Raw genomic sequence first — 11,888 nt, 5'->3', positions numbered from 1 at the left:
GTCTTCGTCCTCTTCTTCGTCTTCGTCCTCTTCTTCGTCTTCCTCTTCTTCGTCTTCGTCTTCCTCTTCCTCTTCTTCTACTTCGTCCTCTTCTTCGTCTTCCTCTTCTTCGTCTTCGTCTTCCTCTTCTTCTACTTCGTCCTCTTCTTCGTCTTCCTCATCATCGTCTTCTTCCTCGTCTGTAAAGATAACTTCTGTTTCATCAACATATTGAATTTCAACCTCTACACCATTATGTGTACCAGATTGAATTATTTCAGCTAGAGCTTTTAGAACTTCCTGTAAATCACCATCTGAATTAACACTAAAGCCATTCTCAACATCTAATTTTATTTTTGCTCTTTTCACATCAGCCATTTACCTAACTCCTTCAATATATTTTTATATATACTATGTTGAAAGAATATGAAAAGATTAATCTATTTGCGGAAATTTCATTATCCATTTTCCTTAGCACTCTGTACTAAGTTTGCTATCCATGGGCTTTTTAATGGCTGATCGGGAGTGATAATTTTGACTTTTACTTTCGGCTTTTCTATTGGAGTTGGAACGACCTCATCTTGTTCCGGGTTTTGTTCTTCTAGTTCTATTGCATTTTGAGTCTCTTCATCTTTTACTTTATCAATTATTGTAGGTTTTTGTGGAGATTGCTCTTCTAGTTCTATTGTCTTCTTCTTCTTTTTCTTTTTCTTCTTCTTCCTCGTCTTCTGAATCTCTTCATCTTTTACTTCATCTTTTAACTCGTCTTTTACTTCACCTTTTTCTTCATCAATTATTGTAGGTTTTTGTGAGGATTGCTCTTCTAAATCTAGCAATCCGATTTTGGGTAACTCTTCTAATTCTATTTCCTTAATAATCGCTAAATTCTCTAGCACCGAAGATTCATTTAGTACAATATTTTTTTGCTGCTCATACTCTGACAATTCCCATCCCATTGGACCGGGTGGAGAAAACACAAATTTCTCTAAATCTAAAATAGGGATTACTATTTCTTCTTGTTCTGAACTCATTTTATTTCCCTCCGCTATTGCTCTTGATTTCGTGATAAATATCAGAAAAACTTTGTAAAAATTCTTCCTTAGAGTCTTCAAGTGCTATGATATTTTGCAATGCCCAAATATACTTTTCATCAGACCACGAACGCTTTTGTCCTAAATAGTATTTATGTGCAATTGCACAGAATAAGTGAGGGAACGATAAATCAGTCCAAAGAACACGAAATTGTTTTTCTGATAAGGAATTTTCCGAATCATATGCACTCAACATATGAATTGCTAAATTAGTATCCCAAACTGACATTTTTTTCATCACTTTATTTAAAATGATACGTAGATCCCTCACGGGTAAATCACTTGTAATAGAATGTAGCTCTTTCATAAACACAGCATCATCTATTTCTGCAAACCTTGCTAAAGTAAAATCTTGCTGACAAAAACTATTAGATGCAATAACTTCTTTTGTCCATTGGTCATAATATGGATCATCTATTTCTTGTAATGCTCTCTTACCACGTGCTAACATCTTATCGACGTACTCTAAAAACATCGTTGAAAATACATCATCTGGAAAGGAGAGTGCAATTCTTTTGTTTCCTTCTAATTCTTGTAATTTCCATCTGTATAATTTATGCCATTTTCCTAATCGACTCCGAATTTTACTTTCTTGCATCGGAACATATCCTTCTGATGCTTGATGAAATTTACCTGCATATATGAGTACCTTTTCTAATTGTTCTTTATTATAATAGATGACTTCTTTCCCTTGATGCTTATCATATAGTACATACGCATACCCATCAGATCCGATACAAAAGCCCCCTCTTTTTGTTTTATGAATATTTGTAATTGGTAATCCATTTTGAAGGAGATGTAAATGTGCTCCAGCAATAAATAGCATCCTTTTGGGGTGCATATGTGCTTGTTTTAATATTTTTAATCCTTCTTCTGTTTCAACTTCCCACATTGTTCTCCCACTTCTGCTTGATTGTAAAATGATATTACTTACTTCAAATGGATAAAAGCTAAGGACCTTTTTTAAATGTTCACTCTCTAATCCAGTTGTTTCTTCCAACTTTCATCACCCTCCTCTTAAATTTTATAAAACTTCCCCATACACTTTCATTAAATCCATAGCGACTCGGTTCCAATTAAATTCTTTTTCAACCTTCGCACGTCCATACTTCCCTATCTGTTTTCTTTTATTTTCGTTATTTAATAGATTAATTATCTTTTCTGCATATGCATCAGGATTCTCAAAGTCATTGACAATATATCCATTTTTTCCTTCTTCAATAACTTCAGGGTTACCACCTCGATTACTTGTGATAATCGGTAAACCCGCTGCCATTGCTTCGTAATGTACCCTAGCAAGAGGCTCTTGCCACTGTGAAGAGCAAACAAAAATATCTGACATAGCATAAAGTGTTGAAATATCCTTTGGCTTAACAAATTTAATAAAGACTACATGTTCTGGAAACATCGCACCTAAAGTATATAAATGTTTTACATAATTATTTACATTGTTATCTCCAAACCATTTTGAACCAATAAAAACCATTACAATGTCTGGATTCTTCTCAATTATTTTCGGAAGAGCTTGTAGCAAAATATGAGGACCCTTTACTTTGCTCAAGCGCCCAACAAACAAAACTATTTTTTTATTTTGTAAATTCAACTGTTTTTGCACATGACTTTTAACTTTTGTACCATTCGCGGTCCACGAAGGATAATATTCATTTACATCTACACCAGAATATACTGTTCTTGTCTTTGCTTTTGCAGTTTGAAAGCGCGAAGTAATTGTTTTTCCTATATAATCACTAACTGTTACAATTTTGGAAACAGCAGCAATACATGCTTCGCCCTCTTTATCACTTATCTTTTCGTATGCAAACATTTCATTATGCACACTTAACACGAATTTGGTCTGTGGTGCCGCCTCACGTAAGATTGTAATCCAATTGGGACGATTACATAAATGAACCACATCATATTTTTCCTGTTTCAAATGTTTAATAACATCAGGCAGATACTCCTCTTCTGGAAAACGTATATACCTTACTCCTTTGTTTTTTTCTTCCGACTTTAAATTAGGATCTGTTATAGAAATAACTGTCACATTTTTTCCATTTGAAGCAATAATGGAAGCAACAGAATCTATATAAATTTGAATAGCTCCACCCCGTACAGCTGGTACAGGTAGCTTTTCAGTGGATATTATCGCAATTTTCATTAAATCGCCTCCCTGTTTCATAAAATACAACTTTCTTCATATGTTACGAAGGAACCCTTATATTTGTGAGTTATCAAGCATTATTTCATCTTTTATAATTAAATTTGGTAAATAGTACTTTTTCTTCTTAAAGGCAAATGGCTAGAGCAAAAATGGTCATGTACCATACAGTAATAAGAGAGTATAAAAGGATGGTGGTATATGTGGAGAATCAAAATGAAGAAGCGGTGTATACATTATCGCCCGAAGAGGAGCAAAAATTAGTAGCATTGGCAGAGACAATGATTCAACATTGGGACATTCAAGCGACTACAATCGAATTAATACAAGGTGGACAACTAGCCTTAGTATGGAAAATTCATACTGCAGATGGACCATTTTGCTTAAAGAGAATTCATCGCCCTGAAAAAAAGGCTTTATTTTCTATTCACGCTCAAGATTATCTTGCCAAAAAAGGCATGCGTGTTCCGAGCATAATCCCAAGCAAAGTGAATCAGTTATATACAAAACACGGTCCATTTTTATTTGTTGTTTATGAATGGATTGAGGGAAGACCATTTGAGCTTACAATGCAAGAAGACCTTGAAATGATTATGAAAGGGTTAGCGGATTTTCATGTAGCTTCTATCGGCTACAAACCGCCACCAGGCATACCTATCTTTACAAAACTGGGACGTTGGCCCAATCATTACATTAAAAGATTTCAACAGATGGAGATTTGGAAAACTTTATCCGCAACTATGCCGGATGACCCATTTTCACAATTGTACTTGACTGAAATCGATGCTTTCATTTCAGAAGCAAAACACACACACCAAAGACTATTGGAATCTGAATATACAAAATGGACTGATGAATTACAAGAATTCCCTAATTTATGTCATCAAGATTATGGAACAGGAAATTCCTTATTAGATCCAAGTAATCAAATTTGGGTAATTGATTTAGATACAGTTTCTTACGATCTTCCTATTCGAGACTTGCGTAAAATGATTATTCCTCTCCTAGATACAACTGGTGTTTGGAATGCAGATCAATTTCAAATTATGATTAACGCATATGAGTCAGTTTCCCCTTTAACAGCTGAGCAGAAGAAAATTATGTTTATTGATATGTTATTTCCTTACGAATTGTATGATGTGATTCGTGAAAAATACGTCAGAAAATCACCATTACTTGCTGAAGAACTTGCTGGAGCTATGGAATATGAAAGAATAAAGTCAAAAGCTTTAAATATGTTAATAGAGGAATTTTAATACGCAATACAAACCGTTTTGATGCAAAGGTTACTGTTATCTTTTTCCGACAGAAAGACGCTTCCTCAAAAATGTGAAGGCATGAAACACCCATTTTAGGTGGAAGTTAAATGTTGGTAGGCATAAGTCTACGTTTTTTCGTTTTTACTAGAAACAAGAATAAAAAGCCTTAATTGTGCGAACCATTGTTTGAAGTTGTTTTGTATTTAATCGTTTTCTTTCTATATGGAATCATACTTATAAGAAAGCGGGGTAAAGGTTAACGTATCATTTTTTCACTGACGAGCTAACTCAATTAAAAAAGAAAATGATACGGGAAGCAAGATGTAGTTATATCAAAAACGTTTATTGTTAGTCAGCTATGTTCAAATTGCATTTACCAAAATAAAGACGTTAAAAATCTTAATCTTCGTGAGTGTGATTGCCCTTCTTGTAGTACACATAACGATAGATATGTTAACGCAGGACTAAATCTTAGAAACGAAGCTATCCCCCTCTTAACTACAGGGATAGCTTAATTGATTAGAACCACTAGGGAGTTAAGTGAAGATTGTTTCAGCAAGGTTCTGTAACGAGGAGCATTTAATAAAGGCATAGAACTTACACAGACTGTTCAATTCAAAATTATAATACACTTCCAAACAAAATATGTACAAGCTGACTTTATTTAATGCATGCCCCTAAAAGGAGTTTGTAGAATAGCCCCTTCAATATAGTAATTTTTTGCGTGCAAATAAAAAGAGCATCAACTATTGTTAGATGCTCTCATATATAAAGTGGTTTCCCCACACTCCATTTTATGCTTGTCCTTCTCAAAAGGTGTAAGCAAAAAGACGCTTTATTTAAGCGCCTTCTCAAAATAGTTGATAGCTCTTACGTATAGATGAACATTTCTCGATGTTACTGCTATTCTATGCTTAGAATTATCTAATATGCATCCAGTCCTAGAGGAGTAAGGAGTGTTAATCTAAAATATATTGGAAGTAACAAAGAAAAAAAGATAATATTCTTGATACATTTTTGATTTAATATTTTCATATAATATAAATCAACATTAAAATTCACTCGTTATCCTATTGTTTTTTACATTTTAACTAGAAAACTATTCTACATCACCAATCGCTTGAATAGACTCTAGTTTAACATTAATTCTGTTCGGATAACCTATAATATTACCAGTTGAATTACTTGTTACTTCAACATTTGGTCCACTAACAGTCACTAAATTTTGACTCACATTCATTATAATGCCTTTAATATGAATTCCTTCTAAAAACAATACAGTACGTAAATGAAGTAACTGATAGGCATATAAAAGTTCTCTAATCTCATTTGTTACCCCTGCAAAATTATTGATAGAACTATTCACTACTGAATGATAAGAAGAAGATCCCTTTGATTCTGAAGAAGAGTTAGAGGACATTTTTGATTTTAATAAAGCGTTAGAAGATTTATCTGATTCAGCTGAAGAATAAACCATTCTTCTTGATCTATACGGAGTAAAAAAAGGAATAGGATTTACCTCAAATAATCTAAATTTACGTTCTTTATTTTTAAAATTAGAACAAAACTCACACAACTGTATCCCCCCTATAAAGATATGTACTATATAATAAACAAGTTATAAAAAAATGTACCAGGTATTTATACTACCCAGTACATTTTTGAATTTATTCTTCTGGTTCTTCTGCTTCTTGAGCATCACTAACCGATAAAATATCGTTAATTTTAACACTAATTTGATTTGGACTTTCAATAGCTTCACCACTATCGTTGCTAATCACTTCAACGCCTTCAAGAGTAACTAAAGTTTCTCCAATTCGTGTAATAAGGCCCTTTACATGAAACGACGGTAAAAACAATCCAACTCTTGCTCCTACCAATTGAAATGCTTCTAATAAAGTAAGAATTTCAGTGTCTATTTGTTCTGCAGCCATATTTTAATACACTCCTTTCCTACTAAATATTAATAAATAACTATGAAATCCTATTAAATTAGTTCATCATTACTTATCACAATAGAATATGTTCAAGGTTAATAAATGAAATAGACAAGTTGGCAAATACTTTTTCTAGTCATACATTATTAAGATATAGTATGACTAGAAACAATCCATAAAAAAATCCTTATTAAACAAATTTCATGTTTACATAAAAAATCCACACTTAACTAGACTCCTATACTCACACCATCCTTTCTAGACGAGCATAAGATGTACTGACGAATGAAAGGGGGTAATTTTATGGGTTTTGGTTTTGGTGGAGGTTGTGATTTCAATAGATGTGATGATCGGAGAGATCATCACAGAAAAGAAGAAAGAGAAGACAATCGAAGAGAAAAGAATAACAATCCAGAGTTATTACAATTCTTAAGAACATTAACTCCTGGTACTTGTATTGTTCTTCAATATGATTGTCAACCACCTACAAGTGCAACATTTCAAGGTTTTCAAGGAAACAACGTAATCATTTTATCTGACTTTGATTGTTTCCCAGGATTGGCACGTATTGCAATTAACAAAATTAACGTAATCTCTATAAATTCACCTGATTGTGATCGTTTCTGTTGCAAGCGTAAGCATTGTAGAGAAGATGATCATAAACATGATCATAGCGACGATTATTAAAAATGAATGAATAGAAATACCTTTCCTTTAATTTTATAAGCCACTTTGCAGAAAAAACACCTATTAAAAAATAGGTGTTTTTTCTTTCCTAAATTTACTGAACTGAACGTAAATAACAAACCATTCCACATAGCGGACATATACTATTGTAAGGTCAGCATCCAAATGACCCAAATAAATACCCACGCCAAGAAATAAAACTACAAAGTATTTCTTGGCACCTTTTACATAAAACAAATAAGTTATTAAAAAATGTACAAACCTAATTTAAAACTTACACATATAATGTACTCTACCTCTCTTATCATCTTAAAAAGGGATTTATTTTATATAAATCCCTTTTAAGTATTTAAATACCTAATATAATCTACATAACGTAATCAATCCTCAAACAAATAACATAATAATTCCTAAAAACAAAATAAGATAAGAGCCCTCTCCTCTTATCTTTTACTTATCTTTTACTTATATTTATTTAAAGTGCTATTAAACTACGCGTCGAACACTGATCACGTCTAAGCTTGTCACATTAATGTTCGCAGCATCATCCACCCAAATAAGAAATCCATCCTCTATACGAATAAAGACGCCTGTTCCATTGATCTGAAGTCCGCTTGAAAAAACTTCAATTCTGTCGCCTTCTCGTAAACCGTTTAATCTTGAATTTGCCAATTCTTTCACCTCCTCACAGTCCTTTCTTCATCAGCTTCTATTACGTTTAACACATTCACATTATTTTAAATACTATTAAGCTATGCGTCGAACACTAATAACATCTAAGCTTGTCACATTAATGTTCGCAGCATCATCCACCCAAATAAGAAATCCATCCTCTATACGAATAAAGACGCCTGTTCCATTGATCTGATCTCCGCCTGAAAAAACCTCAATTCTGTCGCCTTCTCGTAAACCATTTAATCTTGAATTCGCCAATTCTCTCACCTCCTTACAGTTCTTTCTTCATCGGCTTCTATTACGTTTAACACATTCACATTATTTTAAATACTATTAAGCTATGCGTCGAACACTAATAACATCTAGGCTTGTCACATTAATGTTCGCAGCATCATCCACCCAAATAAGAAATCCATCCTCTATACGAATAAAGACGCCTGTTCCATTGATCTGAACTCCGCTTGAAAAAACTTCAATTCTGTCGCCTTCTCGTAAACCATTTAATCTTCTTCGTCCTTCAAGATTTCCCTGTTCTCTTCTTTTTCGGTTTCTATTACATACATCACATTCACATCTACGTTCAAATGACATTTAACATACCCCCTTCGCCCTAAAAAATTTATTTGCATTATATATTATGAAAGAAATAGATTAATTGATTAGACTTACTTCCTCTATCAAACATCCAATTAACTAATTTATCAAAAAAAAATCACTAATTTTAATAATTGTACAAGCCATTTTGTATTACTTACATACATTAACAATGAGATGATCAACATCTTACTATACTCCAAATCCCAAATTACCTGTTCGTTAACTATCTTTAAAAAATGGAAAAAAGGCCAGTTTTCAACTGGCCTTTTTTCTTACTTACAAAGATATATATTTTGGAAATTAAACACTCCCTTACTAATAACTACATATATTATATAGTGCTCCAACACACTGCTAAATAAAACTCCACGAACAAAAAAAGAACTTATTTTCTATCTGTCAAGAATTTAGGTTCTTTTTTTTATATTTTAAATCACTTCGTATTGATAATAGGATTTTAATTCCCTTCCATATAATCGATTCTATGCTCTTTATTCAGCATTTCCTTTACTATAGGAGTTCCTCTCTCACCCTCAAAAACTTTTGCAGTATGAAAGCTAAGATTCAGCAACTCCACCTGTGTTATCACCACAATTCTTTTTAATTATTTACCGGTTTGTTGCACGAATCCGACATTTCTAGCAGAATTTCTTGAAATATTTGGAGAGAAGAAACTTTAGATTTCTTGAACGAATAGTTGTAATTCATCAGATACAGAAATAGACATACAAAAATGCTATCCTTTCCTATGATTCTATAGAAAGAATAACGTATTTTTTGCTACTTAGGGATATTAAAATTACTTAAGTTAATAGGAATTTTGTGAGCTCCCCATAAGAACCAGTTTTATTAAAACCCTGTATACCTCTTTCAAATGAAACTTAAATTACTTACAGCATTAGCTTGTAGCGCATTACTTATGGAAATCGCTGCTTGTAGTTCAAATGAGGAGACTGCGAGTGAAGCAAAACCAAAACAAGAAGCTGAGAACGCTACAGATTTAGAACAAAAAAATTTGGAAACATGCGTAAAGATGGGAAACGTATCCTTACTCTGAAATTAGTTTGGGATAAAGCTGGCTGTGTGTTTAAATTTAGTAAAAAAGAAGATTTAAATCAGTCTAAGAAATACTATGATGAGTTAAAGAACTCAGCTCCAATGCTTTTCTCGCATGCCTATGCTAAGGGGGATTTCCTTTTACAGATGAATGTCGATATGAACGATAAAGAGTTTAATAAATATAAAGAAATTATGGATAAAGTAGCGAAGTAAAAAGTAGTATTATTGCGTAATACGATGACATTTACTCGGAGTCCAATACATAGTATCGATATATGACATGAGCTCATTTTGGAAAATTCCTTGTCAAAAAGAAGCATATGTGATGAGGAGGACATATTTTAAACTATATTCCAATGGAAAGGTGGGGAAACTTATATGAATTTACACTACAAAAAAAATTCCATTATAACAAGCACGCCTTATTTTCCACATATTGATTTATCAGGACTTCCTGAAGTAACAAGAATATCTTTATGCTTTCCTAAAACTCCAAAAACGAAAAAAACACCAAAATCCCCCAAATTAAAAACATTGTGCTTTAGGCAATTTATAAAGCATAAAATCCAGTTAGTTCCTCCTGCAAAAAAAGGAACCATCAAAGTTGATAGACAGATATTTACTATGATTGAAAAGGTGTGTTCAGAAGTAGTCACTATTTCAGGATTTATCCGCAAGACTGTTACTTATACGGCATTAGCTTATAACAAGGTAATACCAAACTATAGGATACAAGGTGACATTCCCTTTCAAGGTCTTATAGAATCAAAAGACATTAAAAAGGAGCATCAATTTAGCATCCTCGCTGATACTTTTGTATGTGAAGCCAACTTTGAAAACCCAAAGGAATGCCAAATATACAAATCTCCCCTTGCTTACAATTTTATAGAGACCGATTTCGTAAAAGTTTCCATAAAAATGAGTAATTCGTAAATTAATATTTTCTTATTTTAAATATTAATTTAACTCATGCCAAAGACTAACTTTACAATTCCTGTTCTTTCTAACCTTTTTTATGATTAGATCGGCTCCACATAATTTACATTTCTCTTCAATTTCCAATAATTTTTTAAAAAAATTGATTGCCCTAAAAAATTTCTGAAGAGACGAAAGTCCCGATTGACAAAAGCTAATAATTAGTGTGAGATGGAGAAAACCCTCATTGATTAAAGTTTCACTTTATTTTTTCGTAATTGATGCAGCCTTTTCTTCACCCGTTTTACCAAACTTGAAAAAAAAGTGGAAACACGCATGATATTAATATAGGTAATATCCCTTATTGCTATTTCTTGTGTATTACTACGTTTCCTTAAATAAACATGTTCATTCGTGACTTTGGTAATCCGTCCTGTATAAACTTCTTTTTGATCGTATAGTTTTATATATGTCCCTTCCCATAATTGCAAATGATTTATAAATGCTTCTTCAAAAAATTGTTGTTTTAAATTTACTTGTTCTGCTACGGTTTTTCCAAACTGCAGCATCAATTTTTTTCGGAGATTTTCATCATATATTAAGTGCTGATGAGATGTAGAAATATTAGGTATTGCATACGGGATATTCGCGTTTTGAATCGCTGTATATGGGATAAAAATACGATCCATTAATGTTGTAAGCACAACAAAGTCTCGGCCAATTTCATTTACTTTCGCTATTGTATGTAAGCTACTCCCACCCCGATTTGAAAAAACTTCCACGCGCTGATAACGTTTATGCTTAAAAAACTTCATTAGCATCATGACTTGTTTTCGCTCTGGTAAGCATTCACCAAGTACTTTTAAATTAGTACCATGCATGTATTCTTGGAGCATCTTTAATTCATGAGTCGGTAAAGCACTAGCTGGAGATATATATCCTTCTTCTCTTTTTTCCCTATAATCGAAAACAAGACGATCCTTATCACGAACTTTTATTATGTCCTTCTGCATAAAAACCTCCTATTTTTTCATTCATCATAGATATTTTATGATGGTAACTCATAGTTTAGTATGGAGGTGAAAACACGAATGAATTTTTTAAATGCAATTCTTTTATTTAGCTATTTTTTTATAGCAGCTATTTCATACTTCTATTTATACAAATCTCGGCATCTCATTGGTTATCACTTAGGTATGAATATTGCAATGTTATCTAGTACAGCGATTGGTTTAGCTGTCGGTACCGTTCTCGGATCACAATTCCCTTTAGATGAAGGTGTCATTACAATTGTCACAACGATAATTGCTGTTGCTGTTGGTATTGTATTTGGAGCATTAGTTGATTATCAGACAATTCTAACCGGTGTAGCAAGCGGTATTATGTCTGGACTCATGGGGCCAATGCTTGGTTTACACTCAACACAGCCCGCTTTCTTAATTATTTGTACAACTATCGTCGTATTTCTATCTTTCATTTTGCTGCGCTTTTCCGTTCGAAATTAACGAGTTTTTAGTGGAGGAGCGAT

General features: G+C 32.9%; 13 protein-coding genes and 3 pseudogenes. 6 read left to right on the top strand and 10 right to left on the bottom strand.

Annotated features, from left to right (window positions below; genetic code table 11):
* From MR136_RS23905 to MR136_RS23890, 4 genes and pseudogenes are all read right to left on the bottom strand, one after another.
* Positions 1 to 357 (bottom strand): annotated as a pseudogene (locus tag MR136_RS23905) (ATPase); the annotation flags it as partial.
* A gap of 80 nt (positions 358 to 437) precedes the next feature.
* A complete protein-coding gene (locus MR136_RS23900) occupies positions 438 to 1,010 on the bottom strand; it encodes a hypothetical protein (RefSeq protein ID WP_071729562.1) in 573 nt (190 codons plus the stop codon).
* Between the two features lies 1 nt (position 1,011).
* Positions 1,012 to 2,070 carry a spore coat putative kinase CotS gene (gene cotS, locus MR136_RS23895; protein WP_071729560.1) on the bottom strand — a complete coding sequence of 353 codons (1,059 nt, stop codon included), beginning with the start codon at positions 2,068 to 2,070 and terminating at the stop codon, positions 1,012 to 1,014.
* Positions 2,071 to 2,094: 24 nt separating this feature from the next.
* Positions 2,095 to 3,231 (bottom strand): glycosyltransferase family 4 protein, encoded by a 1,137-nt coding sequence (locus tag MR136_RS23890; protein ID WP_061401377.1) that lies wholly within the window; start codon positions 3,229 to 3,231, stop codon positions 2,095 to 2,097.
* 152 nt (positions 3,232 to 3,383) lie between these two features.
* Here MR136_RS23890 and MR136_RS23885 point away from each other — a divergent pair, with 152 nt between their 5' ends.
* Together MR136_RS23885 and MR136_RS23880 are read left to right on the top strand one after the other, a co-directional pair.
* Complete coding sequence (locus MR136_RS23885) at positions 3,384 to 4,487, top strand: CotS family spore coat protein (protein WP_071729558.1); 1,104 nt, start codon at positions 3,384 to 3,386, stop codon at positions 4,485 to 4,487.
* Between the two features lie 311 nt (positions 4,488 to 4,798).
* Positions 4,799 to 5,005, top strand: a pseudogene (locus tag MR136_RS23880) (zinc ribbon domain-containing protein); the annotation flags it as partial.
* Between the two features lie 584 nt (positions 5,006 to 5,589).
* Here the strand turns inward: MR136_RS23880 and MR136_RS23875 are convergent.
* The gene (locus MR136_RS23875) at positions 5,590 to 6,066 is read right to left on the bottom strand and encodes a hypothetical protein (RefSeq protein ID WP_071729556.1); all 477 of its coding nucleotides are present in this window, start codon (positions 6,064 to 6,066) and stop codon (positions 5,590 to 5,592) included.
* Between the two features lie 91 nt (positions 6,067 to 6,157).
* The gene (locus MR136_RS23870) at positions 6,158 to 6,424 is read right to left on the bottom strand and encodes a hypothetical protein (RefSeq protein ID WP_071729553.1); all 267 of its coding nucleotides are present in this window, start codon (positions 6,422 to 6,424) and stop codon (positions 6,158 to 6,160) included.
* A gap of 306 nt (positions 6,425 to 6,730) precedes the next feature.
* On the opposite strand from MR136_RS23870, the gene MR136_RS23865 reads away from it, so the two are divergent.
* Positions 6,731 to 7,114 carry a hypothetical protein gene (locus tag MR136_RS23865; RefSeq protein ID WP_071731117.1) on the top strand — a complete coding sequence of 128 codons (384 nt, stop codon included), beginning with the start codon at positions 6,731 to 6,733 and terminating at the stop codon, positions 7,112 to 7,114.
* A gap of 486 nt (positions 7,115 to 7,600) precedes the next feature.
* Here MR136_RS23865 and MR136_RS23860 read toward each other — a convergent pair whose 3' ends face one another.
* From MR136_RS23860 to MR136_RS23850, 3 genes are all read right to left on the bottom strand, one after another.
* Positions 7,601 to 7,795, bottom strand: coding sequence for a hypothetical protein (locus MR136_RS23860; protein ID WP_071731118.1), 195 nt, complete (start codon positions 7,793 to 7,795; stop codon positions 7,601 to 7,603).
* Between the two features lie 66 nt (positions 7,796 to 7,861).
* Positions 7,862 to 8,056, bottom strand: coding sequence for a hypothetical protein (locus MR136_RS23855; protein ID WP_061401383.1), 195 nt, complete (start codon positions 8,054 to 8,056; stop codon positions 7,862 to 7,864).
* A 66-nt stretch (positions 8,057 to 8,122) separates the two neighbouring features.
* Complete coding sequence (locus MR136_RS23850) at positions 8,123 to 8,380, bottom strand: hypothetical protein (protein WP_071731119.1); 258 nt, start codon at positions 8,378 to 8,380, stop codon at positions 8,123 to 8,125.
* A gap of 880 nt (positions 8,381 to 9,260) precedes the next feature.
* Here MR136_RS23850 and MR136_RS23845 point away from each other — a divergent pair.
* Together MR136_RS23845 and MR136_RS23840 are read left to right on the top strand one after the other, a co-directional pair.
* A pseudogene (locus MR136_RS23845) lies at positions 9,261 to 9,658 on the top strand (stress protein).
* Positions 9,659 to 9,823: 165 nt separating this feature from the next.
* Positions 9,824 to 10,378: a hypothetical protein gene (locus MR136_RS23840; protein WP_078421184.1), complete on the top strand. Its 555-nt coding sequence runs from the start codon at positions 9,824 to 9,826 to the stop codon at positions 10,376 to 10,378.
* Between the two features lie 233 nt (positions 10,379 to 10,611).
* Here MR136_RS23840 and MR136_RS23835 read toward each other — a convergent pair whose 3' ends face one another.
* A complete protein-coding gene (locus MR136_RS23835) occupies positions 10,612 to 11,373 on the bottom strand; it encodes a hypothetical protein (RefSeq protein ID WP_078421185.1) in 762 nt (253 codons plus the stop codon).
* Positions 11,374 to 11,451: 78 nt separating this feature from the next.
* Between MR136_RS23835 and MR136_RS23830 the strand changes: the two genes are divergently transcribed.
* Positions 11,452 to 11,865: a hypothetical protein gene (locus tag MR136_RS23830; protein ID WP_071731122.1), complete on the top strand. Its 414-nt coding sequence runs from the start codon at positions 11,452 to 11,454 to the stop codon at positions 11,863 to 11,865.
* Positions 11,866 to 11,888 lie beyond the last annotated feature (23 nt).

Source organism: Bacillus cereus group sp. BfR-BA-01311 (assembly GCF_022664295.1).
Taxonomy (GTDB): Bacteria; Bacillota; Bacilli; order Bacillales; family Bacillaceae_G; genus Bacillus_A; species Bacillus_A cereus.
This window is presented reverse-complemented; position numbering and strand designations above follow the sequence as displayed.

Bases quoted from the DNA above. Each gene is read 5' to 3' on its own strand.
- MR136_RS23900 (WP_071729562.1), bottom strand. From the start codon at position 1,010: ATGAGTTCAGAACAAGAAGAAATAGTAATCCCTATTTTAGATTTAGAG.
- MR136_RS23890 (WP_061401377.1), bottom strand. From the start codon at position 3,231: ATGAAAATTGCGATAATATCCACTGAAAAGCTACCTGTACCAGCTGTA.
- MR136_RS23885 (WP_071729558.1), top strand. From the start codon at position 3,384: ATGGTCATGTACCATACAGTAATAAGAGAGTATAAAAGGATGGTGGTA.
- MR136_RS23870 (WP_071729553.1), bottom strand. From the start codon at position 6,424: ATGGCTGCAGAACAAATAGACACTGAAATTCTTACTTTATTAGAAGCA.
- MR136_RS23865 (WP_071731117.1), top strand. From the start codon at position 6,731: ATGGGTTTTGGTTTTGGTGGAGGTTGTGATTTCAATAGATGTGATGAT.
- MR136_RS23850 (WP_071731119.1), bottom strand. From the start codon at position 8,380: ATGTCATTTGAACGTAGATGTGAATGTGATGTATGTAATAGAAACCGA.
- MR136_RS23840 (WP_078421184.1), top strand. From the start codon at position 9,824: ATGAATTTACACTACAAAAAAAATTCCATTATAACAAGCACGCCTTAT.
- MR136_RS23835 (WP_078421185.1), bottom strand. From the start codon at position 11,373: ATGCAGAAGGACATAATAAAAGTTCGTGATAAGGATCGTCTTGTTTTC.
- MR136_RS23830 (WP_071731122.1), top strand. From the start codon at position 11,452: ATGAATTTTTTAAATGCAATTCTTTTATTTAGCTATTTTTTTATAGCA.